At 53.2% G+C, this 23997-nt stretch carries 29 protein-coding genes; 13 read left to right on the plus strand and 16 right to left on the minus strand.

The window, feature by feature from the left end:
* Positions 1-285 precede the first annotated feature (285 nt).
* From ppa to nhaA, 4 genes are all read left to right on the plus strand, one after another.
* Positions 286-816, plus strand: coding sequence for an inorganic diphosphatase (ppa, locus tag ACP7BN_RS10990; RefSeq protein WP_426203980.1), 531 nt, complete (start codon positions 286-288; stop codon positions 814-816).
* A gap of 109 nt (positions 817-925) precedes the next feature.
* Positions 926-1351 (plus strand): EamA family transporter, encoded by a 426-nt coding sequence (locus ACP7BN_RS10995; protein ID WP_426203982.1) that lies wholly within the window; start codon positions 926-928, stop codon positions 1349-1351.
* Positions 1352-1471: 120 nt separating this feature from the next.
* Positions 1472-1798: a DMT family transporter gene (locus ACP7BN_RS11000; protein WP_426203984.1), complete on the plus strand. Its 327-nt coding sequence runs from the start codon at positions 1472-1474 to the stop codon at positions 1796-1798.
* A gap of 109 nt (positions 1799-1907) precedes the next feature.
* A complete protein-coding gene (gene nhaA, locus ACP7BN_RS11005) occupies positions 1908-3110 on the plus strand; it encodes a Na+/H+ antiporter NhaA (protein ID WP_426203985.1) in 1203 nt (400 codons plus the stop codon).
* A 113-nt stretch (positions 3111-3223) separates the two neighbouring features.
* Here the strand turns inward: nhaA and ACP7BN_RS11010 are convergent, their stop codons facing one another.
* The 3 genes from ACP7BN_RS11010 to ACP7BN_RS11020 all read right to left on the minus strand — a co-directional run bounded on the left by ACP7BN_RS11010 (position 3224) and on the right by ACP7BN_RS11020 (position 6198).
* The gene (locus tag ACP7BN_RS11010; RefSeq protein ID WP_426203987.1) at positions 3224-3757 is read right to left on the minus strand and encodes an NUDIX hydrolase; all 534 of its coding nucleotides are present in this window, start codon (positions 3755-3757) and stop codon (positions 3224-3226) included.
* 90 nt (positions 3758-3847) lie between these two features.
* Complete coding sequence (locus ACP7BN_RS11015; RefSeq protein WP_426203989.1) at positions 3848-4699, minus strand: universal stress protein; 852 nt, start codon at positions 4697-4699, stop codon at positions 3848-3850.
* 11 nt (positions 4700-4710) lie between these two features.
* On the minus strand, positions 4711-6198 hold the full coding sequence (locus tag ACP7BN_RS11020) for a SulP family inorganic anion transporter (RefSeq protein ID WP_426203991.1): 1488 nt from the start codon (positions 6196-6198) through the stop codon (positions 4711-4713).
* A gap of 469 nt (positions 6199-6667) precedes the next feature.
* Here ACP7BN_RS11020 and ACP7BN_RS11025 point away from each other — a divergent pair, with 469 nt between their 5' ends.
* Positions 6668-7219 carry an arsinothricin resistance N-acetyltransferase ArsN1 family B gene (locus tag ACP7BN_RS11025; RefSeq protein ID WP_426203993.1) on the plus strand — a complete coding sequence of 184 codons (552 nt, stop codon included), beginning with the start codon at positions 6668-6670 and terminating at the stop codon, positions 7217-7219.
* A gap of 25 nt (positions 7220-7244) precedes the next feature.
* Here ACP7BN_RS11025 and ACP7BN_RS11030 read toward each other — a convergent pair whose 3' ends face one another.
* The 7 genes from ACP7BN_RS11030 to ACP7BN_RS11060 are packed head-to-tail and all read right to left on the minus strand — an operon-like array spanning position 7245 to position 12122.
* Entirely contained in the window at positions 7245-8318 is a 1074-nt protein-coding gene (locus ACP7BN_RS11030; protein WP_426203995.1) for an ArsO family NAD(P)H-dependent flavin-containing monooxygenase, read from the minus strand.
* Positions 8319-8347: 29 nt separating this feature from the next.
* Positions 8348-8770, minus strand: coding sequence for an arsenate reductase (glutaredoxin) (gene arsC / locus ACP7BN_RS11035; protein WP_426203997.1), 423 nt, complete (start codon positions 8768-8770; stop codon positions 8348-8350).
* 20 nt (positions 8771-8790) lie between these two features.
* Positions 8791-9504, minus strand: coding sequence for an arsenical resistance protein ArsH (arsH, locus tag ACP7BN_RS11040; RefSeq protein WP_426203999.1), 714 nt, complete (start codon positions 9502-9504; stop codon positions 8791-8793).
* A 47-nt stretch (positions 9505-9551) separates the two neighbouring features.
* The gene (locus ACP7BN_RS11045; RefSeq protein WP_426204001.1) at positions 9552-10022 is read right to left on the minus strand and encodes an arsenate reductase ArsC; all 471 of its coding nucleotides are present in this window, start codon (positions 10020-10022) and stop codon (positions 9552-9554) included.
* Between the two features lie 16 nt (positions 10023-10038).
* Complete coding sequence (locus ACP7BN_RS11050; protein ID WP_426204003.1) at positions 10039-11322, minus strand: arsenic transporter; 1284 nt, start codon at positions 11320-11322, stop codon at positions 10039-10041.
* 24 nt (positions 11323-11346) lie between these two features.
* Positions 11347-11703 carry a metalloregulator ArsR/SmtB family transcription factor gene (locus ACP7BN_RS11055; RefSeq protein WP_426204004.1) on the minus strand — a complete coding sequence of 119 codons (357 nt, stop codon included), beginning with the start codon at positions 11701-11703 and terminating at the stop codon, positions 11347-11349.
* Positions 11700-12122, minus strand: a complete 423-nt coding sequence (locus tag ACP7BN_RS11060; protein ID WP_426204006.1) for an arsenate reductase ArsC — start codon at positions 12120-12122, stop codon at positions 11700-11702. Before ACP7BN_RS11060 ends, ACP7BN_RS11055 begins: the two co-directional genes overlap by 4 nt.
* 141 nt (positions 12123-12263) lie before the next feature.
* On the opposite strand from ACP7BN_RS11060, the gene arsN2 reads away from it, so the two are divergent.
* The 5 genes from arsN2 (at position 12264) to ACP7BN_RS11085 (ending at position 15342) form a co-directional block, all read left to right on the plus strand.
* Positions 12264-12713 (plus strand): arsenic resistance N-acetyltransferase ArsN2, encoded by a 450-nt coding sequence (arsN2, locus tag ACP7BN_RS11065; protein WP_426204008.1) that lies wholly within the window; start codon positions 12264-12266, stop codon positions 12711-12713.
* A gap of 87 nt (positions 12714-12800) precedes the next feature.
* Entirely contained in the window at positions 12801-13148 is a 348-nt protein-coding gene (locus ACP7BN_RS11070; protein ID WP_426204010.1) for an ArsR/SmtB family transcription factor, read from the plus strand.
* Between the two features lie 37 nt (positions 13149-13185).
* Positions 13186-14271 (plus strand): flavin-containing monooxygenase, encoded by a 1086-nt coding sequence (locus tag ACP7BN_RS11075; RefSeq protein ID WP_426204012.1) that lies wholly within the window; start codon positions 13186-13188, stop codon positions 14269-14271.
* Positions 14272-14356: 85 nt separating this feature from the next.
* Complete coding sequence (locus ACP7BN_RS11080; RefSeq protein ID WP_426204156.1) at positions 14357-14773, plus strand: MFS transporter; 417 nt, start codon at positions 14357-14359, stop codon at positions 14771-14773.
* Between the two features lie 269 nt (positions 14774-15042).
* Entirely contained in the window at positions 15043-15342 is a 300-nt protein-coding gene (locus ACP7BN_RS11085) for a hypothetical protein (protein ID WP_426204014.1), read from the plus strand.
* An 88-nt stretch (positions 15343-15430) separates the two neighbouring features.
* Here ACP7BN_RS11085 and ACP7BN_RS11090 read toward each other — a convergent pair whose 3' ends face one another.
* On the minus strand, positions 15431-15730 hold the full coding sequence (locus tag ACP7BN_RS11090; protein WP_426204016.1) for a hypothetical protein: 300 nt from the start codon (positions 15728-15730) through the stop codon (positions 15431-15433).
* 151 nt (positions 15731-15881) lie between these two features.
* Here ACP7BN_RS11090 and ACP7BN_RS11095 point away from each other — a divergent pair, with 151 nt between their 5' ends.
* A complete protein-coding gene (locus ACP7BN_RS11095) occupies positions 15882-16181 on the plus strand; it encodes a hypothetical protein (RefSeq protein WP_426204018.1) in 300 nt (99 codons plus the stop codon).
* A 52-nt stretch (positions 16182-16233) separates the two neighbouring features.
* Here ACP7BN_RS11095 and ACP7BN_RS11100 read toward each other — a convergent pair whose 3' ends face one another.
* From ACP7BN_RS11100 to ACP7BN_RS11115, 4 genes are all read right to left on the minus strand, one after another.
* On the minus strand, positions 16234-16767 hold the full coding sequence (locus ACP7BN_RS11100) for an HAD domain-containing protein (protein ID WP_426204020.1): 534 nt from the start codon (positions 16765-16767) through the stop codon (positions 16234-16236).
* A gap of 168 nt (positions 16768-16935) precedes the next feature.
* Positions 16936-17499 carry a hypothetical protein gene (locus ACP7BN_RS11105; RefSeq protein ID WP_426204022.1) on the minus strand — a complete coding sequence of 188 codons (564 nt, stop codon included), beginning with the start codon at positions 17497-17499 and terminating at the stop codon, positions 16936-16938.
* A gap of 76 nt (positions 17500-17575) precedes the next feature.
* The gene (locus ACP7BN_RS11110) at positions 17576-17980 is read right to left on the minus strand and encodes a DUF6957 family protein (RefSeq protein WP_426204024.1); all 405 of its coding nucleotides are present in this window, start codon (positions 17978-17980) and stop codon (positions 17576-17578) included.
* A 22-nt stretch (positions 17981-18002) separates the two neighbouring features.
* Positions 18003-18383: a hypothetical protein gene (locus ACP7BN_RS11115; protein WP_426204026.1), complete on the minus strand. Its 381-nt coding sequence runs from the start codon at positions 18381-18383 to the stop codon at positions 18003-18005.
* Between the two features lie 235 nt (positions 18384-18618).
* Between ACP7BN_RS11115 and ACP7BN_RS11120 the strand changes: the two genes are divergently transcribed.
* On the plus strand, positions 18619-19089 hold the full coding sequence (locus ACP7BN_RS11120; RefSeq protein ID WP_426204028.1) for a helix-turn-helix domain-containing protein: 471 nt from the start codon (positions 18619-18621) through the stop codon (positions 19087-19089).
* 2587 nt (positions 19090-21676) lie between these two features.
* On the opposite strand, the gene ACP7BN_RS11125 is transcribed toward ACP7BN_RS11120, so the two are convergent.
* Positions 21677-22807, minus strand: coding sequence for a tyrosine-type recombinase/integrase (locus tag ACP7BN_RS11125; RefSeq protein WP_426204030.1), 1131 nt, complete (start codon positions 22805-22807; stop codon positions 21677-21679).
* A gap of 157 nt (positions 22808-22964) precedes the next feature.
* Between ACP7BN_RS11125 and dusA the strand changes: the two genes are divergently transcribed.
* Complete coding sequence (gene dusA, locus ACP7BN_RS11130) at positions 22965-23930, plus strand: tRNA dihydrouridine(20/20a) synthase DusA (protein ID WP_420650692.1); 966 nt, start codon at positions 22965-22967, stop codon at positions 23928-23930.
* The last annotated feature ends 67 nt before the right edge of the window (positions 23931-23997 follow it).

Raw genomic sequence — 23997 nt, forward strand, 5'->3', positions numbered from 1 at the left:
ACTGGAACAGGAGATGGAGAATCCAGGGCGGCATTGTCATTTGTAGAAAGTGCGCGGCGCAGCAGCCCGAGACATTGAGTGATCAACCGTTCGCACACCACTTTGACTGTGATGAGGACAGCTCGAAATCTCCGCGACCATGGACTGACTTGGATGCGATCAGGAAATCATTCGTCCTGTAGCCGGGAAATCTGTTGGCTTGGTCAGCGTAAAAATCGAATCACGTGTATCCGTTGGCAAAAAGTCAGCGGCCTTAGCCTTTCATAGACGCTTGGAGATATGAGCATGAGCTACGCGGACATTCCAGCTGGTAACGCGATTCCCGATGACTTCTTCACTGTTATCGAGATTCCTGCAAACCACTCGCCGATCAAGTACGAGGTGGACAAGCCAAGCGGACAGATCTTCGTTGACCGCTTCCTCAGCACGCCGATGTTCTACCCGGCTAACTACGGGTTCATACCAAATACGCTCAGCGATGACGGCGATCCTCTCGACGTCTTGGTGATTTGTCCTTACCCAGTATCACCTGGCGTTGTCATTCGTAGTCGCCCGGTTGGTGTGATGTACATGACGGACGAAGCTGGGGCGGATGCCAAGGTGATCGCGGTGCCTCATGAAAAACTCAGCTCTATGTACAGCAGCATAAAGGAATGCTCTGACCTCCCTGCATTACTCCTCGCACAGATCCAGCACTTCTTCGAAAACTACAAGGCATTGGAGCCGGGTAAGTGGGTGAAGATGGGCCGTTGGGGGAGCGCAGATGAAGCGCGGGAAGAGATTCGCAAGTCGGTAGCGGCGTACATACCGAAATAAGTCATCCGCAAGATTGACTGCGTCAGCCGGGAGTAGGTGCTGAGGGGCATGTGACTTGTGATTGGCCTCTCAGTCGCTTGCAACATCAAATGTTCAGGGAAATACACGCATGGAAAAATGGGTGGCTTATGCCTTCATCTCAATGTTTTTTGCCGGGTTTACTTCTGTGATCGCCAAGATGGGACTCGCAGGCATTTCAGCTGAGCTTGGTCTAACAGTTCGCACCCTGTTCGTGTGTACCTTTGTACTCGTATTCGCGGCCTGGGCTGTTCCGACACAGGAAGTGGCCAACATCACAAGCCGAAATCTGTATTGGCTAGGACTGTCTGGCGTCACCACTGCCTTGTCATGGATCTTCTACTACAAGGCACTGAAAGTAGGGGATGTCGCCACGGTTGCACTGATCGATAAAGGTAGCGTGGTCGTTGCCATGCTGCTCGCAGCCCTAGTGCTCAAAGAGGTCATCACGTTGCGCATGATTGCAGGCGCGGGCCTGATCGTGGCGGGGCTGCTGGTCATAGCCAAGAAGCCCTAGGCTTTTGGCTCTCACAGTTTTGGGGCGGCGGGCACGAAAATAGCATTCGGTTCTAGCGCCTCTATGGGGCATGTATTAACTGGATAACCGATAGCGCAATTTTTCAGTAAGGATGGTCTTGTGGGATGGATATTTTTGTTGCTCGCCGGTGGTTGTGAGATTTTTTACGCGGCTGCCATACCACGTACTGATGGCTTCACTAAATTGTGGCCAAGCATTTTTTGCGCAGCTTTTATTTGCCTGAGCATGTACCTACTGTCGCTTGCTACCCGCACTATCCCGGTAGGTACGGCCTATGCGGTGTGGGTGGGGATTGGTGCATTGGGTACTGCGATATATGGGATTACGATGCTCGGCGAAGATCGGAGCATGCTGCGAATCCTTTGTTTCTTCCTCATCTTGGCGGGCATAGTGGGACTGAAATTACTTTCCGCTGACGAGCTGTGATGATGAGTTGCGGATTCAAGTGGTGAACTGTTTCAGGCTGTTTGTTTGCCCGTAACCGAGCCGCTCAGATGCTAAAATATCCCCTTTTCGATCAACTACAAGGGCATCAATGACCAACCACAGAATTCCCTTAGAAACGCCTAGAGCGGCTGCAATTTTAGCCCGTTTCCTGTCATCGGAATCCGCTGGAGGTCTGGTTTTGATGGGCGCCGCTTTGGCAGCTCTGATTGTGGCTAACTCGCCTCTGTCCGAAGGCTACTTTGCAGCGCTGCACAGTGTCTGGTTGGGCATGTCTGTGGAGCATTGGGTCAATGATGGCCTGATGGCGATCTTCTTCCTGATGGTCGGCCTTGAGATCAAAAGAGAGGTTCTGGCAGGCGGGCTTTCCACTTGGGGCCAGCGCGCACTACCGGGATTTGGTGCCATAGGTGGCATGGTTGTGCCTGCGCTGATCTACATCGCAATCAACTGGGGTAATTCTGAGACCTTGAAGGGGTGGGCTATCCCAGCCGCTACCGACATCGCGTTCGCCTTGGGCGTCTTGTCGCTCCTAGGTAAGCGAGTCCCTACGTCGCTGAAGGTCTTCCTCGCCGCCTTGGCGATCATTGACGACCTGGGTGCTGTAGTCATCATCGCCTTTTTCTACAGCACTGGTCTTTCCATGCCGATGTTGCTGGCATCGCTTGCAACCCTGGTCATTCTGATCGCAATGAATCGACTGGGCGTCAGAAGATTGTTCCCGTATCTGATGGTCGGTGGTGTGCTGTGGTTCTTCGTACTGCAGTCGGGGGTGCATGCCACCCTTGCGGGTGTCGCTGTAGCACTGTGCGTTCCAATGGGTAAACCTGAAGAGGAAGCTCGGTCTCCACTGCTGTTCCTAGAAGAAAAGCTGCACATGTGGGTAGCGTTTGCTGTGGTGCCAATTTTCGGCTTCGCCAATGCCGGTGTTTCACTGGCAGGCATTTCTATGGAAAACCTAGTCGATCCGGTTCCGCTGGGTGTAGCGCTCGGCTTGTTGGTGGGCAAGCAGATTGGCATTTTCCTATTGGCTGCTCTGGCCATTCGTATGGGCTTGGCCAAACTGCCGGAAGGCAGCAATTGGGCACAGCTTTACGGCGTTGCGCTCTTGTGTGGCATCGGCTTCACCATGAGCCTGTTCATCGGCAACCTGGCGTTTGCTGGATCAGCTCACCTGATTGACGAGGTAAAAGTCGGTGTGTTGATCGGTTCGACATTGGCTGCGATAGGTGGTGTCCTGATTTTGCGCCGCAGCGCTGCGCCTGCCATTGTCGCAGCCACCGTTTCTAAATAAGCGTAAGCGAGCCGGCCACGGAGTTTCTACCTGACAGAAATTCTGTGGCCGGAACATCGTCTCGCGAAGTGTTGTCATCGTGCTTTACGCCATAAGCTGCTGAGATATTCCCCTCAACGGCTGATTGGCGGCATCAACTCGGACGCGACTTTTTTCAGCATGAACGTTTCGCGCTGAATTGACTGCCCCATCGATGACTCCTGACGCTGCATCACGGCTTCGTTGTGCGATATGGCCTCATGCAGGTTGATCCAGACAGGCCGCATTCCATTAGCGATTTCGTGGCTTTCCATTCTGACGGGCTCTAGCTGGGACGCTACTTCGCATAGATAAAAATGCGACGTCATGTGCATCAGGTCATATTGTGGCTTCCAGTAAGGCCGGTATTCTTCGATATAACCGTAGTGCTGGAGTACCTGAATCTCACGGGCACCGGTCTCTTCCTCAAGCTCACGCTTCAGGCCTGTGACAATGTCCTCGCCAGCATCAAGGCCGCCGCCAGGAAAGCTAAAATCGTTATAACGTTCAGTGAACAGCAGCAGGATCCTTTCATCACGCAACACGATGCCGCGCGCAGCATGACGACGGAATACTCTGCCCTGTGTGGACTTCAGCTCTGGATGAATAATTTCGGTTATGAGTTGCATGGGGTCTCGTTACGACTCGATCAGGTAATCATCGCCCAGGGTAACCACAGTATTTCTGGAGTTTGGAAATACTGTGGTCGGGACGCTGGTTCAGCGGAGCAGCAATACGGGGAGAGAAGCTGTTCGCAGCATCGTCGTAGTGGTGCTGCCTACCAAAAACTGCCTAATGCGTGAGTGCCCGTACGCCCCCATGACCAGGAGGTCGATGGCGTGCTCGGCTTGATAAGCATGCAGAACTGACTCTACCTCGCCTGACCGGATCTCGGCCTGAACCTCTAGGCCGGACAACGCAAGTGTGCTGCGTGCTTTCTCAAGCTCGTTCTGGTTGTTTTGAGAATCTGCTCCAACCATAACGATATGAATCGGCAGGCCTTCGCACAGTGGGCTGGAGGCAAGCATCTGCACGGTTTTATGGGCAGTAGGACTGCCGTCAAATGCAAGCATGACCTTCTCGGGTTGTTTAAACTTTCTGCTTGTAATCAGAATGGGCCGATGGATAGTTCGGACAACTGCTTCAATCTGGCTGCCAAGAGTGTGAGCGTTGTGCGTGCTGTCTTCACCCACTCGCCCGATGACCAACAGTCGAATATCGTCCTGAAGGTCGCTCAGGCTCTCGACAAGGTGGCCATGCCGCTGCTTCAGGTCGGGCCCTACGGCGCCGGAGATGAACGTCCGCTCGCGAGCCTTTTCCAGCATGTGTTGCCCTTGCTCCAAGGCGAGCTTGGCACGCTGCGCATCTAGCATGGCCAATTCTTCCAATAGATGCTCTCTGCTGCCCAGACCGATATTGCCGCTGAGATCGGCGGATGCCGGGGATTTGTCTTTATCCAGCACATGGAGCAAGGTCACTGGGGCACTTAGTCGCTGTGATGCCCATGCTGCGTAGTCGCAGACCGCCAATGAGGATTGTGAGTTATCAATGCATGCCATTACGTGGGTCATTGTCGTTCTCCTTAGTGGCTCATGAGCTTGTCGATGGCACCGGGTTTGTCATGCACACCGAAGCGGTCAACGATTGTCGAGCTAGCTTCATTGAGACCCAGCACTTCGACCTCGGCACCTTCACGACGGAACTTGATCACCACTTTATCCAGCGCTGCGACGGCGGTGATATCCCAAAAGTGCGCCTGTGTCAGATCAATGGTGACTTTATTGAGCGCTTCCTTGAAGTCGAATACGTCTGTGAATTTGTCTGCAGAGCTAAAGAAAACCTGACCCACGACGCGATAAGTCCGATGCGACTCCGCCTCTTCAAGAGTGCTCTTGATTTCGAGGTAGTGTCCGACCTTGTTCGCAAAGAAAAGCGAAGCCAGCAGTACGCCAACCAATACGCCGTAAGCCAGGTTATGCGTTGCCACGACCACCACAACCGTTGCAACCATGACGAGGTTGGTCGACAGCGGATGCTTTTTCAGGTTTCGCAGCGAATCCCAGCTGAATGTGCCGATGGAGACCATGATCATCACTGCGACGAGTGCTGCCATCGGGATCTTGGAGAGCCATTCGCCAAGGAACACCACCATCAGCAGCAGGAAGATCCCCGCGCACAACGTCGAGAGACGGGTACGGCCACCGGATTTCACGTTAATGATCGACTGACCGATCATCGCGCAACCCGCCATTCCGCCGAGCATGCCGGCAGCGATGTTGGCCACACCCTGACCTTTGCACTCGCGATTTTTGTTGCTGGTGGTATCGGTCAGGTCGTCGACGATGGTCGCGGTCATCATAGACTCTAGCAGGCCTACAACTGCCAGCGCTGCGGAGTACGGAAAGATAATGCGCAGGGTTTCGAGGTTCAACGGCACTTCGGGCCACAGGAAAATTGGAAGCGTGTCCGGCAGTTGGCCCATGTCACCTACGGTACGGATATCCAGCCCCAGGTAAATCGCGATAGCAGTCAGGGTCAGAATGCACACCAGCGGCGAAGGAATCAGCTTGCCGATCTTCGGTAGATATGGAAACAGGTAGATGATTCCGAGACCTGCTGCGGTCATGGCGTAGACGTGCCAGGTGACGTTGGTCAATTCAGGCAACTGCGCCATGAAAATCAGAATCGCCAAGGCGTTAACAAAACCCGTGACCACTGAGCGAGAGACGAAGCGCATCAGTGAACCGAGCTTCAGGTAACCCGCGAGGATTTGGAATACCCCACAGAGCAAGGTGGCTGCCAGCAGATACTGAAGCCCGTGATCTTTTACCAGGGTGACCATCAACAGTGCCATCGCACCGGTAGCCGCCGAGATCATGCCAGGGCGACCACCGACGAAGGCGATGACGGCGCAGATACAGAAGGAGGCGTAGAGACCGACCTTGGGGTCGACGCCGGCGATGATGGAAAAGGCGATGGCCTCCGGGATCAGCGCAAGTGCAACTACGATACCCGCGAGCACATCTCCACGGACGTTGGAAAACCACGTTTGTCTAAGTTTTTGCAGCATAGAAATATCCAAGGCAAAGCATCGCGCACGCCAAGGGAAAGGCGAGCGAATCGATACAAATTCAAATTTTGAGGATTTTTTGCTGTGTGCTTAAGGTGTAAAACCAGGCGTGCAGCAGTGAGCACCCGCGAGCGAGGCTAGCGGAAGCAGTGTGTTGCGAGGGGGCGTAGCGCTAAGGCGGCGTAGGCTGCCAGTAGATCGTTTGGAGTACAGTCATGCTGATGTTCCTGTAGCTCAAAGGTATGCAGAGCTGGCACTATACCTCAAATCCCTTTTCAGTTGCGACCGGATGTCAAGCTCTAAGTGGATTTCATGGCGTACAGGATGCTGACGGCTTACTGCGGGCAGTATGCCCACTCTTGATCAACCTCCGTGGTGCTGAACATGCTTTCGGTAGCACCGCCAGATCGCCATATTCAATAGGTGATCGAAAAGGCTAGTGTCTAAGTTTTGAATGAAGGCGACTTCAATGGTCTCGAAGATTCGTACGGCGGCGGTAGCAGATGCTGAAGCCATCCAGCGCATTTACGCCCCCATCGTTTCAACAACGGCGATCTCGTTCGAAGAGATTCCGCCAAGCGCTGAGGAAATCGCTCAGCGAATAGCGACGACACTTCAGACATATCCCTACCTTGTGGCCGAAGAAGGTGGGGAGATCAAGGGCTACGCCTATGCCAGCCAGCACCGTGCACGTCCAGCCTACCGATGGGCCGTTGACGTAACGGTGTACATAGCCGAGTCGGCTCACCGTCAAGGCGTTGGCCGTCAACTCTATGAGACGTTACTTCCGATTCTTGAAAAGCAGAAATTTCGCGCAGCGTACGCCGGAATTGCGCAGCCCAATGAAGGCAGTGTAGGCCTGCATGAGTCGCTGGGATTCGTGCACATCGGCACATATCCGGAGGTTGGCTTCAAGCTTGGAAAATGGCACGACGTCGGCTACTGGCGGCTCGGGCTGTGCCAAGTAACTCCTCCACTGGAGCCTATTCTCTTTCCCGAGCTTGAAGTTGCATCACAGTAGGCGCACGCGATTGCGTCGCGAGCGATCAGGCTTCGCTTGTGAGATAGCTTTGGACTTGGTTGACTACATCTCGAGCTGTGCGGGTCACTCCAATCAATGTAGCTGAGGCGAGCCCTGTCCAATCGCCGTAACCCACCAGCCACAGACTGGATGAATCAACACTTCGATTTTCGTTTACGGCTACCTTGCCGTCCTTGCCAACGATACCCAGGTTGCTCAGGTGGTCGAGCGCTGGAGAAAATCCAGTACACCAGATGACGGCATCGATCTTCGTCTCGGCCCCCGATGGCCACACAACACCCGTTGAGGTGAAATGCGTAAATGGCCGCACCGTGTTAAGCACGCCGCGTTCGCGAGCTTCCTTTACCGATGGCACCATCACAATGTCTCCCAGCCCTCCAACGGGCTGTTGAGGCTCCATCCCATCTTGTTGCGCCTTCAATCTAGCAGTGGCTCGTTCGAACAGGACGCGCCCATCAACTTCATCAGGTAAAAACTTTGGGGCCTCTTGAGTTACCCAGGTTGCCTGAGCCACTTTGGAAACCTCGGCGTAAATCTGGGCTCCCGAGTTTCCACCACCCACGACAAGGACGATTTTCCCCTCAAACTCGTTCGGCCCAACGTAATGAGCGGAATGAAGCTGCTGCCCTACAAATAACTCCTGTCCGGGAGAGCTCGGGGTAAATGGGCGGCTCCAGGTGCCTGTTGCACTGATAACCGCTTTGGCATCCCAGCTTCTATCCCCGGAGATAACCCGTAATCCGTCTTCGGTTTTCTCGACACGGGTCACCCGCGTGGAGCGGACAATGGGAAAATCATATCTGCGCTCGTATTGAGTCAGATAGTCGACCACATCGTCCCGCCCAGGAGTCCCCTCGGATACTGCTGGCATGGGCCAGCCGGCGATTGAGCTCCAAGCAGACGGCGAGAATAGTCTCAGAGAATCCCACCCATGCCGCCAGGCCCCTCCCGGTGCTGACTCGGCATCGAGTAATACGTAGGAAAGGCCTGTACGCCTCAAAAAATAGGCTACGGTGAGCGCGGATTGGCCACCGCCAATGACCACTACATCAAATTTCGAGTTTTGATTCACCAGCATCCCTCCAAGCCCAACTGCTTTACATCGGTTTAAACCCTGCGGCCATTCTCATCAGTGACGACTTGTCCGTCTTCTTTGACGAAGCTGCCGCGCTGCTCTTGCGGCAGCAGGTCGAGGACTGCCTCTGACGGACGACACAAGCGTGTACCCAAGGGCGTCACGACGATGGGGCGATTGATCAGGATGGAATGAGCCATCATGGCATCGATGAGCTGATCATCAGTAAGTGACGTATCGCCGAGTCCCAGCTCCTCATACGGAGTGCCTTTGATACGTAAAAGAGCCCGCACCTCGATACCCATATCCTTGATCAATCTGACAAGTGTGGTGCGATCAGGCGGGGTCTTCAGGTACTCGATAACCGTCGGTTCTTCCCCGCTGTTACGGATCAACTCCAAGGTGTTGCGAGAGGTGCCGCATTCGGGGTTGTGGTAGATCGTGATCTGGCTCATATCGCTTCCTCGTGCTGACGTTAGATGGAGCGCTGGTTGACGCGTTTGGACAGCTCTTCGGCGGACTCTTTACGCTCGGAGTACCGATCAACTAAATAATCCTGGCGATCCCGCAACAGCAGCGTGAACTTCATCAACTCCTCCATCACGTCCACCAGTCGGTCGTAATACGAGGAGGGTTTCATACGACCTGCCTCGTCGAACTCGGTGAACGCCTTTGCCACCGAAGATTGGTTTGGGATGGTGAACATCCGCATCCATCGCCCCAGTACGCGCAGCTGATTGACCACGTTGAAAGATTGCGAGCCGCCGCAGACCTGCATCACAGCAAGGGTTTTGCCTTGCGTAGGTCTTACAGCGCCAATCGCCAGCGGAACCCAGTCAATTTGGGCTTTGAATACTGCACTCATGGAGCCGTGACGCTCAGGGGAACACCACACCTGCCCCTCAGACCATTGCATCAGCTCGCGTAGCTCCGCGACCTTTGGATGTGTATCGGGAGCGTCATCCGGCAGCGGCAGACCCGAAGGGTCAAAGATCTTGGTTTCGGCGCCAAACTCATTCAGTAGGCGTGCCGCCTCTTGCGTGACTAACCTGCTGAATGAGCGCTCTCGCGTTGATCCATACAGCAGAAGAATGCGAGGTTTATGGAGCGAAGGCGTACGAGGAGACAGTTGCTCCAGCGAAGGAATGTCGATTAGGTCGGCGTCTACGTTCGGCAATGTGTCTTGCATACAAACTCCTACGGCGGCGCCTGGTTGGGTGCCGCCTCGGTTAATCTTTAAAGCGAACCGATGCGATTCAGTTCAGCTTTCAACTGGTCAGTGCTGATGGTCTTCAGTGGCAGCGCAAGAAATGCGCTCACGCGCTCGTGAATTTTGGCGAGTGTGGTTTCGAACGCTGCGGTGATCTCGGCTTCCGACCCGCTAGCGTCAGACGGGTCGGCCAGACCCCAATGCGCCTTCAAAGCTGGCCCAAAGAAGATTGGGCATGCCTCACCCGCTGCCCGGTCACAGACAGTGATCACGATGTCTGGAGGCGAGCCTTCAAAAGCATCCGAAGCCTTGCTGCTCAAGCCCGCAGTGGAGATACCCGCCGCCTCCAGGGTTTGCAATGCCCGCTGATTCACTCGACCACTGGGAAAGCTTCCCGAGCTGACCGCTTCTACGCCTGCTGGAGCCAAGTGGTTGAAAAGCGCCTCAGAAAGAATGCTGCGGCAGCTGTTGTGGGTGCACATGAACAAGACTTTCATTAGAAGATTCCTTGATTCAGAAACTGAGGCGCACTGCCAGGGCGGACAATGTGGCGACGAGGATGGGCACGGTCAGCACGATCCCGGTCTTGAAGTAGTAACCCCAGCTGATCGTTATGTTTTTCCGGGCGAGCACGTGCAGCCACAATAGAGTTGCCAAGCTCCCAATTGGGGTGATCTTCGGGCCCAGGTCGCAGCCGATGATGTTGGCGTAAACCATCGCTTGCTGGACAACACCATCGACTTCGGCGGCATGAATGGATAAGGCGCCGACCAGAACGGTGGGCATGTTGTTCATGATCGAAGACAGCAACGCTGTTAGTAGCCCTGTACCTAGGGACGCGCCCCAAACCCCATAACCGGCGAACACGTTCAGGATCTGCGCGATATGGTCGGTCAGGCCGGCATTCTTCAGGCCATAAACAACCAGGTACATACCCAAAGAAAAAATCACCACCTGCCATGGCGCCTCTTTGAGCACCTTGCTTGTGTTGATGGCGTGACCACGAGCCGCGATGACATAGAGAATGAATGCACAGACAGCTGCAATGGCGCTGATTGGCACCCCCAATGGCTCAATGACAAAGAAGCCGATCAGGAGTAGTGCCAGCACCCACCAGCCGGCAACAAAAGTGGCACGGTCGTGGATTGCCTCGTCCGGATTATCCAGTTGGTTGAGGTCATAGGTTTTTGGTAAATCTTTGCGGAAAAACCACAGCAGCATAGCTAATGTCGCCGCCACGCTGACGATGTTTACCGGCACCATGATCGAAGCATATTCGTTGAAGCCGATATCGAAGTAGTCGGCAGAAACGATGTTGACCAGGTTGGAAACCACCAGCGGTAAGCTCGCCGTATCGGCGATAAAACCGGCTGCCATGACGAATGCCAAAGTAGCAGCAGGAGAAAAACGCAACGCCAGCAACATCGCGATCACAATGGGTGTGAGGATCAATGCTGCTCCGTCATTGGCGAACAGGGCCGAAACCGCTGCGCCCAGCAGGACGATAAATGCGAACAGCTTGCGGGTGCTTCCGCCTCCCCACCGAGCCACGTGCAATGCAGCCCACTTGAAAAACCCTGCTTCATCAAGCAGCAAACTGATGATGATGACCGCAATGAAAGTCCCGGTAGCGTTCCAGACGATGCGCCAGACCTCGGGTATGTCTGCAAGAGTAACGACACCTGCCAGCAACGCCACGATGGCACCCAACGCGGCACTCCAACCAACTCCGAGCCCCTTGGGCTGCCAGATGACGAGCACGATGGTGGCGATAAATATCAATACGGCAATCAGCATTTCGTTAATCCGGTTGGGCGTGAATCAGCTACACACGGCTTGGTTGATCGGACGGTCGTTCATGCCGCAGAGGCGCTTAGCCTCGGTTTCCAGCCATTGCTGATTCGCGTCTACGACTTCTTTCAAAACCGCAGTTACCCACGCAGGCAAATCGGGATTCAGTCGGTAGTACACCCATTGGCCCTGGCGACGATCCATCAACAAACCAGCAGAGCGCAGCAGCGCCAAATGACGAGAAATCTTCGGCTGATTAAGGTCGAGTGCTGCCGTCAGCTCGCATACACACAGCTCACCTTCACTCACGACAAGCAGCGAAATTTTTGCTCGCGTGTCATCCGCAAGGCACTTGAATAAGGTGGTGGGGTTCATGGGTTCTGTCATAGATCCTCCAGATGTTTGGTCTTGACCAAAACGAAGAGCTTGATGCGCTCGTGGATGTCGTGGAGTGTATGGCGAAATGCGCCAGGATCATCGCTAGTTACTGGGTCAGCAAAATCCCAGGCAATGACTTCACCTGCACTGGGCATTGTTAGGCACTCGCTTGCGGATTTATCACAAAGAGTGATCGCGTAATCGAATCGATCAGCTTGAAACTCGCTGATGGACTTGCTGCGCAGGCCCGTTGCATCGACTCCAACTGCCTCCAATGCCTGAATCGTGCGCGGATCAACAACAGCCGGTTCAGATCCTGCGCTGAAGGCCTCGAAGCGCGGGTCGGTGTGCCGCAGCAAAGCTTCTGCAAGCAGGGAGCGGGCTGAGTTGGCAGTGCACACGAAAAGCACTTTGATAGTAGGGCTCATGGTTGAACTCGATACATATGGAAAATCGAATATACGCTTTGGCGAATATTCGGTAAAGCAAATATAATGACTGCTGCTTCGGCTTGAGTCGTAACAGTCCATGCAAAGCGGCACAAAGGAGATAAAAGGATGGAGAGGAAGATGATGATCCAAGCAACGAAAATTGCAGGAGAGCAATGGCAGCGTTTTCGCGCAGCATTGAAAACCGCCGATCTTCCCGCAGGCGATATTGACCTCCCAGGCCGAATCTTTTTTGAGTTCACCATGGACGGTAAGAGTGTCGGATGGGGTGGGTTTGAAACGTATGGAGCAGATGGATTGCTGCGCTCCATGGTCGTAGAGCCGGCATACAGATCGAAAGGGGTCGGTGTCGCGGTGCTTCGGGTCATTGAAGCGAAAGCCGCCGAGCAGGGAATCGCTCGACTTCATTTGCTGACAACAACTGCGTCAGGCTTTTTCGATCAGCAGGGCTATACAGTAAATCAACGAGGCTCAGCGCCACCTATGATTTCTCAGACGGAGCAGTTTAGGGGACTTTGCCCTGGCTCGGCTTGCTACATGTGCAAGGCGTTACCATTCGACAATGGCTGATAGTCTGCCCATCCGATAGCCTGGGAGGTAGTGCCCAGTTTCGACCGATCCTTTACATGTGCACATACATGCACATATAGTTCCTTTATGACTACATCACTAACCCGAACCCAAGCCATTGAGGCAGCCATCGAATCGTTGGACGGCGCATTCTTCAAGGCCCTGTGTGAGCCACCGCGAATCGCCGTGCTGAAGCGAGTCATGCTACTAGGTCGCGCTGATGTAACTGAAATTGCGGCTGAGTTGCCTCAGGAACGTTCGGTTGTATCTCGCCATCTTCAGGTGCTACTGAAAGCGGGGATTGTTCGAGCCGCTAAGGTAGGGCGCCAGATGTTCTATGAAATTGACGGCCCGGCCATTATCAAGCGTCTAGAGACCATCCTCCTCCACACCAAAAGCATCGCCCCGCTGTGCTGTCCAGGCAAAAAGGACTGATCCTCTTCTGCATAAATACGTGCATGAGTGCGCATATATGAACGCAAAAAATCAGATGTTTGATGCTGTTGTCATTGGTGCTGGCCAAGCAGGGTTGGCTAGCGGTTGGCACCTGAAGCAGCAAGGCCTCAATTTCCTTATTTTTGATGAGCAACCGCAGCCTGGGGGGAACTGGCGTAATTACTACGACAGCCTTGAATTGTTCTCACCAGCAGCATATTCCTCTCTTCCGGGGCTCCCTTTCCCTGGAGCAGCAGGCCACTACCCTACTAGAGATGAAGTCGTGCGTTACCTGGAACGGTATGCCGACTTCTTCCGGCTACCTATTCTCCAAGGGATTAGGGTCGCAAACGTATGTCAGGAAGGCGAAGGATTTCGGATCACTGCCACGAACGGACAATACTTTTTGGCGAGAGCAGTTGTCGTGGCTTCAGGAGCCTTCAGTCGTCCCTACGTACCCGATATCCCTGGGCTCAAAAACTTCAGCGGCACTCAGCTTCACAGTGCTCATTATCGGAATGCAGAAGCATTTAGTGGGCAACGTATCGTCGTAGTTGGCGCTGCTAACTCCGCTGTACAAATCGCTTACGACTTATCCCTCGTTGCAACAGTGACTCTGGCCACGCGAGAGGCGATTCGATTCGCGCCACAACGGATATTAGGAGCAGATTTTCATACTTGGTTGAAATGGACAGGCCTAGAGAAAACTAAGTGGCTAAACGATCAAAGCACGCCTGTACTGGACGACGGCACGTACAGAAAGGCTCTGAGATCCGGATACTTCAATCAAGCAGCAATGTTCTCCGAGGTCACTTCAACAGGCGTGATTTGGGCCGAAGGTCAGCATGAAACCGTTGATAGCCTCGTTTTTGCCACTGGCTTTCGTCCGAACCTGCCATTTCTCCAAGGCCTTCCAGTAATTGATGAGCAGGGACGAGTGGCGCAGCGCGACGGGCGAGCCATTCATGTCCCAGGCTTGTACTTTGTAGGCTTGCCCAAACAACGCAACTTCGCCTCTGCAACCCTACGAGGCGTGGGGCCTGATGCCGGACACATACTTCCATATCTGCTGCAGCGAGTTCGTAATTTAGAAGCCGTCCCCACGGTCTTAACGCAAGGCTGAGCAGCTTACGTCTGAAAAACACAAGAGCCCGTAGCTAGTGAAAAACCTAGAAAGCAGCCAGCAACCTATCAACCGACTCAGGCTTGTGTGGGCATTAGGCATCGCACAAATCCTCGCTTGGAGTTCGACCTATTACCTGCCAGCAGTTCTTGCGACACCAATCACCAAAGAAACAGGATGGTCAGTTACGAGTATAGTAATTGGATTGTCTTGGGGACTGCTGGTCGCAGGAGCTTGCTCGCCCATGGCGGGACGATGGATCGACCGAAGTGGGGGACGCCCCGTGTTGGCAGCTAGCTCGTTATTTTTGGCGATGGGTATGCTGTTGATGGGCTTAGCCAGTAACTTAGCCGTTTATTACCTAGCATGGACGCTGATCGGCGCGGGCATGGCTGCTGGTCTTTATGACGCAGCGTTTTCGACACTCGGACGACTACTTGGCGACCATGCACGTGCCTCGAATGTTCCTCATGAGGGCCGAATCCTGGCTGGTCTTCGATGACGGAAGGAAAAGCCGGCATTGGATCGCGGATTTTCCAGAACCATGGAGCCCCTGCTGTGCAAAGGTTTCAGCCCGATACAGACTCAAAATATGCGGATTTATCTGCGGATTTGGTAAGATCAAGGCAATCATCTCTTCGCGTAAGCGCATAGCTTGGACTGCGCAATACGTTCGATTGGAATATGGGTAGCGGCAAACCCACCAGCAACAGGCGATTAATTGCGCGCATGGTAACCTCAGTACAGGCATCACTGGCCTGAGAACACACCTTGAACACAACCACCGCACCCAAGGATTTCAACACACTGATCAACGCACCAAAGTTTACAGACGACGCTATTGGACGGCGCCAAATGAAGCGGTGGGAGCTTATTGCTGAAGACATCTACAAAAGCACGTCCGTCGATACATTGCTTGAAGCAAGAGGCAGAGCCGAAGGCTACATCCACGGTCTTGTGGACGCCGGGCATTTGTCCGCGAGAGACACTGACCGCGACTATTTCATTTTGAGCATCGTTCAACGGCGGCGCGATTTCCTGAAGAAACTGCTGAGCGACTACGGTTACTGAGCCAAGGCGAGCTGTGAACCGTCCGACGGCGAAAATGTCCATCACAAGATTGGGGTAGCCGCTGCATTTGTGAATGGACGCGGGGACTTCAGTCATCTCCCCAAGGATCGAATTTGTCCCCATACCTAGCGCGTAGGGCGCGATTGCGTTCGATCCGCCAAATCCATGGATCGTAGTCCTCTGGCAATGCGGCGAGCTTAGCGCTGATGATCATTTGCACCGATTCGTCACGCAGTAACCTACTGGTCAGTTCGCGGTATTGGCCACGCGTAACCACACCATAAGTGGCGTGATTTTCTTTTACGTAGAGGTCGGCCAATCCCACTCGCAGATGGCCGTATTTTTTTACGTCGTCGGGGTAGACGTCCTCAAGGCTAAGGTGCCCCATATCGAACTCCAGGTTTCACAGCCGCCATCGAAAGCCTGCGCCATCATTAAAATCGTTCCTTCGCGACAGCGCCTACGTAAGCCAGCCAACAGCAGGCCATTAAGTGTGCGCATGATAACCTCCGCTCAGCTATCACTACTGAGAGTCCGCTTTGAACGCACCCGACGCACGTGCCGATTTCAACACCCTGATCAACGCACCAAAATTTTCGGACGATCCAGTCGGGCAGCACCAAAAGAAACGGTGGCGACTGCTGGCTGAAGACATTTACCAAAGCACTACAATAGAGACACTGCTCGAAGCCAGAGGCAAAGCGGAAGGCTATATCCATGGTCTTGTAGATGCCGGGCACCTCTCGACCAAGGACTACGAGCGTGATTACCTAATTCTGTGCATCGCTCAAAGGCGGCGTGAATTCCTTCGCAAATTGCTGAACGAATACGGTTACTGAAGCAGTTACCTCATGCCTTACCAGCAATGCCAAAGCGTTTCGGGGAATGTTTTTACGCCTCCATCAACGCTTTCAGCTTGACCCGTAACTCCTTCTGGGTCGGCACTGAGCCAAGGCCGAGGTCAGGATCAGAGCGGATCAGTCGTCGATCGTGATCCGGCCAGCTTTCGAAAGGATCATCATCCAGAGCGACCCAGTTCGTCAGGCCTGCCCTGGTTACTGCAGAACGGATCTGGTGATAGCGACTGTACATGTCATAGCCCTCAAGAGGCGCCTTGGGCATCCTTGAATGCCAGGTACTGCCCACCGTAAGAGCTTGCAGCTCTGGCGGTAAGGCAGCGCGTGCACGACGGTAACCGAGGATGCGCACCCAGCTTGTCGATAAGCTGATTTTGACTTGAGGAAACTCCTTCAGTATCTCGACAAGGATTCCAGCATGCATCATGAGTTGCCCGGGTGCACGCAACACCAAACCACTCCGGGTACGGTAAACGTCGTCTGGGTGCAGCACCCCATCAAAATCGAGAAATAGAACTCGATCATTCGGCGTCAGCCGGCTGATTGTCGGGCAGTTCGAATCAAGCATGGAAAAGAACTCTCAAAGCCGGCCCTCCTGGGAGTTATCTGCTTACCCTGGAGAGCACTGCCATATGCACTCAGTCAACTCCGTCCGGAGTTCCATAAGGCTGACCAGATCATCTCCCCTTCGCTTCGCCGAAGCCTCAACCGAAGGGGAAGCTTGGCTATGAAGTATTTACTTAAACGCCTTACTGAAGCGCTGAGAAAGTGTCACAGCATCGATCACTGCCCAACTTTCCGGATCATTGCTCTTCATGACCCAATTGATCGCGATTCCTACCATGACTAACCCAGCCAAGATCCCTTCCCAGAAGGCCCAAACGAAGGTAGTCCGAACTAGGTAATCAGGGTCAACGCTTCCAGAAACTAGATGAATCGGATAGGGAGAAAGGAAGCACCCTGCGATGAACGCCAAGATCATCAAGGGTACTGCGTAGACCATCAACATCACCGGCACCTTGATCTGGTACTGCCTAGCTGCTACCAGCTTGCCGTTAGCGCCCTTCATGGCGTAGATGGTGGCTTTGTTTTCAGTCTTGTCTTTTTTCTTCGTGAAGATGCCGTAGAGGGTCACTCGCTCCCCCGCCTCAATCTCTTCAAAAATCTTTCCTGGCAGCAATACATTCGGCAACACCTGCCCATCCATAACGATGCGCGCAGTCACAGTTCCCTGCTGGGTAGCAATCACTCGTGGCTTTTCGATCACTCCAGTGACCTGCCGGCAATCAAATCGAATCAAAACGTGCTCCTGCAATTTTTAAAGGCGTAGCAAATCGCACTGCCTGAATGGCAGCGTGTGTGAAGTGTTGAGCCGGTTACGCGCGAAACGAGAAGACGGTACTCAGTGCTGCTGGCTTTCTCACACCATCACCAAGCAATAGGTAGACGGTGCTTTTGGTTTCAAACATGCAGGGGTGGTCATGCGAAATTCCGAAATTGGTGCGAACCCAGTGGCCGGGAGAAAAACGTCGGCGGCTGTCCTGGACGACCTCATGGGAATAGACAGCTTTTGGTAGCAGCCCCATTGACGCGAGACGATCTTGCTCCGCCTGTGTGAGCTGGAGATCAGCGATGATCCATTGCTTTACTAGGCAGAAAGGCTTCCCCGGAAAAGTGTGTTCGGCAAGCCCTATTAATTCTTCTTGCGCGCCATGCCAACCAACAACGACCTCCCCACTTCCATAAAAAAACTGAGCAATCTCATCCAGGGTTACTGACATGGCGTCTCCGGTGTTGGAACCATCATTTGCGTGCACTGGTGTAGATATGGCCCGTGCCGGTTATGAACTCGTAGATCGGGTTTTCCTCCGTCCCAGGCTGAACTCGAATCTCCGAAAGTAGCTCCACCGATAGTCCGGAACGATTCGTCATAACACCAGGTGCGAGCAACTGAACTTGAGTGATGCTGTGTGCTTCAACACTCTCACCGTTACATAAAGAATCCAGTTCTTTCACAGTCGACAACAGCCGTACCCATGGGCCGAAACAACCATCGACCAAACCACACCCCTCAACTAGAAAATAGTATTCGGCTGGATTGAGCTCTATCGAACTCCAAAGCAATCGCGTGCTATCGAATCCGCTGAAGCGGCCCTGAAGATTGCTGCTGTACGTCACAAACACGACAAATTCCTCGATCCATACGTGACAGCATCGGAGATCAGCCCACGCAGCGGGCAATACGACAACCGACCTTTTCTCCTACAACTCGCTCAATTGGCACGCCGAAATCGCATTACTTATTAGTGTGCCGGCTCACCTCACGACTCACCCATCATATCCCTAAATTCCAGCATTAACAACAAGCATGGTTTGGTGGAATCGACTGGCTATGGCTTTATCCTGCCTTTTGAGAGTCATGATCGTGAAGGAAGAGATCGCCATCACCCTGCGAGCCGTCCGAGAGTTGAAAGGCGTGCGCCCTGACGCGCTCGCTGGAACTATCAGCCAGAATAATCTCAGTATGATTGAGCAAGGAAAGACCTTAGCGACCCTGTCGACGTTGATCAAAGTAGCTGAATGCTTAGACATGCATATTCTGTCACTGCTCGCTCTTGCACTCGCACAGCGTACTCATGACACACCAGAACATGAACTACAGAAAGCCCTGGAGGATGTACGGCGTTTTCGGGATGATGGCGGACTCCATACGATGGAGCATCAGAAGCAGGATGGTGAGTTGAAGAAACGCGCCCGAGGCACGAAAGCTAACGTAGAAAACGTTCAGGCTGTGCTGAAGCTCAAGGAACTAGGTAAGACACAGAAGGAAACTGCCCGCGAACTTGGCCTGCCTCCTACTACTGTTCATCGGTACTGGACAAAGGAATGATGAACCTGGAAATGGCCAACTACAAGCTTCGGCTCGCTGAACAATACTTGAAAATTATCCAAACCAATTCTCCCTTTCGATTTTAAGCGGGCAGTAGCCTGAGCTAGAAAGGGATCGTACGACCAAAAATGCTTAGAGTATCTGACTTTAAACCCTTCTCCCCCTCGCCATAAGCCAACCTCAGGAAGTTCGCAAGGCCTTGAATAATCTGACCGAACGGCGATAGGCGATAGCAAATGAAGCTTTAGTACCTAGACCACATTTGCAATGTGAGCCGTATCAGCTTGGCCAGACAGCTCCTAGACCTTCACAACCATGATCGGGGGACGCTTGCTGGTCGATGCGTATATCCCCCCTTGCGGCACAGACGCCACAGATGGCGCTAATGCGTCGAGCTACTGGGAAACTCGCATGCGCGGTTCTTAGGAACTCGGAGGCATGTAACCGCGTATGGCTACCCGGCGATCTGATCCGGCGGTCGGCACTTGGACGCTCCAGCGTGAGCCCTAGGCGGCCCAGATCAGATATGGGTTTAGGTAAACAGACAACCTCGAGGACGGCAGAACAATCGATCCAGCGTGCTATACATTGCGCAAGCAACTCAGGAGTGGATGACCGGGAATCAGGATCGTATTGGTCAGCCTTCCCCTCAAGTGATGGAGTCAAAATGATACAAGGGCCGGGCGACTATCCCGTTTCGCAGCAGCCACTATTTAGCCACAAGCGACGAAAACGCCTGATTTTACGGTAACTTTAAAAAGTCAACAAATATATTTCTTTGGCTTGCCCTTGAATTCGTTTTTTTAAAACGGAGTGTATAGATATTGAATTCAAAAACAGCTTTCTCCAAAGCCCTCAATCAATACTCACACCTTCAAGCAACGCCCAACTGACCTTTGCCTAGCGCTTCAGACATTCAACTGACTAACTGGCCAATTGATAATCTGAAGAGGTAACCCAATCAATTGTAACGAGAGCGTTAGGAGGCCGATCAGCTTGTATTAGTCGTTTATCCGGCCGCAGGACGGCTAGCTTGTCTTTTGACCCCAAAGCAAAGCGGTAATTTTTTGGGATAGTTACGTCTAGACTTTGGGAATTGATACAGCTGATAGTACGAGCAATGCCACCTATGGACTGAAGGTCGAGGTTTTCATGCACCAGAAGCAGTTCGCCCGCGAAAACCTGTTAGTCGACTATCCCGGCAATACCGTGTCAGCTATCGGCACACCGGCGAAATCTGCAGACGCCAGATCTTTGTCGCCATTTTGGATGCCAGCAGTTTTATCTTCGATAAGGCCAGTACATGGCAGCGCCTACCGACTAGCTTGCCTTACACATATGTTGCTTCGCTTTTCTCGGAGGAGCATCGCAGATTTGGTGCCAGGCATCTGCACAGCGGTATCACCAAAGCGCACAACTGCGATGCCATATTTATCCCAATTATCGCGGTCTGGACGACCACAGCGGTCAACGCTCGAACCTGGTGGCCAGACGACCATGGGCGGATGACATTTGCTGATCGGCGATGAACCTAGATCAGCTGGTACACAGGCTTGTCGCATGAACCCAAAGGGTGAATCAATAGGGTAGGCTGTCGACGAAACTGACCACGACAGGTACTCCAAGCTAACGATGCGATCCTCCATTGATGCACTCCACCCGGCCGGATGGGTGTGGTACCGGGTCTCAGGCATGCAGCTCGCACTACTATGTCGCAATTTCTTGCAAACACTCGTCGTCGCCGACCTATCACGATGCCCTCTTCGTGCTTACAGTATACCGTCTCTATACCCTTTAACCCTGATAATTGACAGCATGTCAACAAGATAATTGGATTTTCCCGTTGACAGCAAACTCCTAAACATTCACCATGAATTGACAGCAAGCCGGAAGGCGCTTTGACGCAAGCTACTGAATTGAAGAGGATATTTGGATGAACATGCCTCCAGCTTGCGACTTGCGTCTTCATTTTTGTTGAAGAGATCACTGCGATCCGAGCGCCTAGGTCGAGCCCCTTCGATTTTTTGGCGGTATGCCGATAGCAGTGCGAGACTTTTACTCAATACCTACACATCAGCGGGCGAGTTTTTAGAAGTGGTAGTGTTTTGAGCTTTCAGATTCGAGCATGACTGCCATTTCCTGATCAACCTGCAACCTGCACTCTCAAGGCCCTAGTACTCACGGAACAGGCAAATTCAAGCATTCGGCGCTACGACCAGGAGGGTACGCGCGCTCACGGATTACGAGCTTTCTAATGTCTTCAGCAGACAACGTCGCACCCACCCCAGCTATGCCTCCCCATTGCCGTAATGAACGCGGCCTGAGCAATTTGAGAAGTAAAATGGCTGACGAGGTCAACTGCTTTACCGCAGAAGATATCAGTGAATTAGCAAAGGTGAAGCTAGAAACCTTGGCGTACTGGAGAAAGCATGGAAAGGGGCCCAAGCCCATTCGCTTTGGAGACGCCTACCTTTATCCCAAGGCATCACTAATAGAATTTGTTAACGGATTAACGAACACTGGGCAAGACGAATTCACTAGGAAGTGCATATAGGAGAGAAAGGGGCCGCTGGCCCCTTTCTCTCTTTTAAGCCTGAGCCGCTCTCAGCTCTCCAACCTGCTCTACAAGCCAAGCCATTTGCTCATTAAGATTCTTGGCATCCTGCTGCTTAATATTCAAGGAGTTATAAGCAGCATGAACATCAGAGGCCTTGATGTGAGTGTATCGCTTCAGTGTTTGCCAGTCCCGATGTCCGCTCATCAAAGCTACCTGGGGGACGCTCAATCCAATTCCAAAGAAGTCCGTGATTGCCTTGTGTCGCAAGTCATGAAATCTCACTGGGCGGGCCACTCCTGCTTCCGCCCGTGCACGCGAGAAAGCGGTTGACACAGACTTGGGGTTGTACGGGAATATTGGCCCCGATGTACGACTCCCGATGAAATTTTCAACAATCTCCCAGGCTGATGGCAGCAAGGGCACAGTTTCGTCGTTACCAATTTTTTCGTTCGGGTGCTTTCTATCACGAATAATTACAGCCTTGTTTTCATGGCTCAAATCTTCAATCCGGATGTTGCATATCTCTGATTGTCGCATTGAAGTATACAACCCGAACCTGATCACCTTCGGCATATCAATTTTCTGGCGCTTCTTCGTCGCGAACACGCCAATGATTGCGTCAATCTCCGATTGCGTTGGAACACATTCAACCTCTCGGCTTTTGATCCTCAACTTGTGGCTAGTCTTCAAACTTTTGCGAGCCTTGTCTGCCATATCCCGATCAACATCCAAGTGCTTTACGTCGTAGCAGTAACGCAGAACCGTCGACAGGAAAGAGAGATCGCCTGCAATGGTCTGGCCCTGTACGCCTTCTTTCTTCCTGGCCTCGATGAAAGCATCTAGGTGGCTTTTGGATAGACGCTCGATCCCAATATTCCCGAATCGATCCTTCAGGGCACTGTAGATGAAGAGAGCGCTCCGCTGAAGCGTTCGTCCGGGCTGTATGTAATCCAGGTAGTCGTCTATATAATGACCAACAGTCGAGCCTTTAGGAGCTGCCGTCCTGCCAGTGGCTTTGATTTCTTCAAGCTGACGCCCCTTTTCTTTCGCGAAAGCCTTTGCCAGCTTCTCGGATGAAAACGTAGAGCTGATCGTTTTGTGGCCTTTGACTCGGATCAAGACACGCCAGTTGCCGCTGGGGAGCTGTTGCAAAGAAGCCATGCTCGTGTTCACTCACTGTTCATTTACTAGTACCCGAGGCATACCTTTTATGCGCACGGCGTGTACCCCAGGTGTACCGAAACCGTCATTTCGACCCCTGAAATGTACACGAACAATAGCATGAAATTACGCTGCAGGCCTTTAAAATCAAGGTTTTATGAATCGTAAATTTTCTGTAGCACCCATGATGGATTGGACTGACCGCCATTGCCGGTTTTTCCTGCGCATCCTGTCGAAAAATGCCCTGCTCTACACCGAGATGGTCACCACTGGCGCGCTGCTTAATGGCGATCACGAACGCTTCCTGCGTCATAGCGATGCCGAGCATCCATTGGCGTTGCAGTTGGGCGGCAGTGTTCCGCTGGACTTGGCCGCGTGCGCACGCATGGCCCAGGAGCATGGCTACGACGAGGTCAATCTCAATGTCGGCTGCCCCAGTGACCGGGTGCAGAACAACATGATTGGCGCCTGCCTGATGGCTCATCCGCAATTAGTGGCTGATTGCGTCAAGGCGATGCGTGATGCGGTGTCGATTCCGGTGACGGTGAAGCATCGGATCGGTATTAATGGGCGCGACAGTTACGAAGAACTGTGTGATTTCGTCGGTACGGTGCGCGACGCCGGGTGCACGAGTTTTACCGTGCATGCGCGGATTGCGATTCTCGAGGGGTTGTCGCCGAAGGAGAACCGCGACATTCCACCTCTGCGTTACGACGTGGCGGCGCGGTTGAAGGCAGATTTTCCGGAACTTGAGATCATCCTCAACGGCGGAATCAAGACGATGGAAGCTTGCCACGAGCATTTACAGACTTTCGACGGGGTAATGCTGGGCCGTGAGGCGTATCACAATCCTTATGTGATGGCCGAAGTGGATCAGCAGTTGTTTGGCAGTACGGCGCCGGTGATTACTCGGGCCGAGGCGCTGGCGCAGTTACGGCCTTATATCGCGGCGCACATTGCTGCCGGTGGTTCGATGCATCACATCACGCGCCACGTACTTGGCTTGGGCACCGGTTTTCCGGGGGCGCGCAAGTTTCGCCAGTTGTTGTCGGTGGATATTCACAAGGCCAAGGATCCGCTGGCGTTGCTGGATCAGGCTGCCGAGTTATTGGAAGGCCGCTGATTGATCCCTTGAGCTTGTGGGCAACGAATGAACGTTGCCTGCGGCTGAAAATTTTTTTGATCTACTG

This window comes from Pseudomonas sp. TWP3-1 (assembly GCF_049896625.1).
Lineage (GTDB): Bacteria > Pseudomonadota > Gammaproteobacteria > Pseudomonadales > Pseudomonadaceae > Aquipseudomonas.

Coding starts and splice junctions, on each gene's coding strand:
- ppa (WP_426203980.1), top strand. CDS start 286: ATGAGCTACGCGGACATTCCAGCTGGTAACGCGATTCCCGATGACTTC.
- ACP7BN_RS10995 (WP_426203982.1), top strand. CDS start 926: ATGGAAAAATGGGTGGCTTATGCCTTCATCTCAATGTTTTTTGCCGGG.
- nhaA (WP_426203985.1), top strand. CDS start 1,908: ATGACCAACCACAGAATTCCCTTAGAAACGCCTAGAGCGGCTGCAATT.
- ACP7BN_RS11010 (WP_426203987.1), bottom strand. CDS start 3,757: ATGCAACTCATAACCGAAATTATTCATCCAGAGCTGAAGTCCACACAG.
- ACP7BN_RS11015 (WP_426203989.1), bottom strand. CDS start 4,699: ATGACCCACGTAATGGCATGCATTGATAACTCACAATCCTCATTGGCG.
- ACP7BN_RS11020 (WP_426203991.1), bottom strand. CDS start 6,198: ATGCTGCAAAAACTTAGACAAACGTGGTTTTCCAACGTCCGTGGAGAT.
- ACP7BN_RS11025 (WP_426203993.1), top strand. CDS start 6,668: ATGGTCTCGAAGATTCGTACGGCGGCGGTAGCAGATGCTGAAGCCATC.
- ACP7BN_RS11030 (WP_426203995.1), bottom strand. CDS start 8,318: ATGCTGGTGAATCAAAACTCGAAATTTGATGTAGTGGTCATTGGCGGT.
- arsC (WP_426203997.1), bottom strand. CDS start 8,770: ATGAGCCAGATCACGATCTACCACAACCCCGAATGCGGCACCTCTCGC.
- arsH (WP_426203999.1), bottom strand. CDS start 9,504: ATGCAAGACACATTGCCGAACGTAGACGCCGACCTAATCGACATTCCT.
- ACP7BN_RS11045 (WP_426204001.1), bottom strand. CDS start 10,022: ATGAAAGTCTTGTTCATGTGCACCCACAACAGCTGCCGCAGCATTCTT.
- ACP7BN_RS11050 (WP_426204003.1), bottom strand. CDS start 11,322: ATGCTGATTGCCGTATTGATATTTATCGCCACCATCGTGCTCGTCATC.
- ACP7BN_RS11055 (WP_426204004.1), bottom strand. CDS start 11,703: ATGACAGAACCCATGAACCCCACCACCTTATTCAAGTGCCTTGCGGAT.
- ACP7BN_RS11060 (WP_426204006.1), bottom strand. CDS start 12,122: ATGAGCCCTACTATCAAAGTGCTTTTCGTGTGCACTGCCAACTCAGCC.
- arsN2 (WP_426204008.1), top strand. CDS start 12,264: ATGATGATCCAAGCAACGAAAATTGCAGGAGAGCAATGGCAGCGTTTT.
- ACP7BN_RS11070 (WP_426204010.1), top strand. CDS start 12,801: ATGACTACATCACTAACCCGAACCCAAGCCATTGAGGCAGCCATCGAA.
- ACP7BN_RS11075 (WP_426204012.1), top strand. CDS start 13,186: ATGAACGCAAAAAATCAGATGTTTGATGCTGTTGTCATTGGTGCTGGC.
- ACP7BN_RS11090 (WP_426204016.1), bottom strand. CDS start 15,730: ATGGGGCACCTTAGCCTTGAGGACGTCTACCCCGACGACGTAAAAAAA.
- ACP7BN_RS11100 (WP_426204020.1), bottom strand. CDS start 16,767: ATGCTTGATTCGAACTGCCCGACAATCAGCCGGCTGACGCCGAATGAT.
- ACP7BN_RS11110 (WP_426204024.1), bottom strand. CDS start 17,980: ATGTCAGTAACCCTGGATGAGATTGCTCAGTTTTTTTATGGAAGTGGG.
- ACP7BN_RS11120 (WP_426204028.1), top strand. CDS start 18,619: ATGATCGTGAAGGAAGAGATCGCCATCACCCTGCGAGCCGTCCGAGAG.
- ACP7BN_RS11125 (WP_426204030.1), bottom strand. CDS start 22,807: ATGGCTTCTTTGCAACAGCTCCCCAGCGGCAACTGGCGTGTCTTGATC.
- dusA (WP_420650692.1), top strand. CDS start 22,965: ATGAATCGTAAATTTTCTGTAGCACCCATGATGGATTGGACTGACCGC.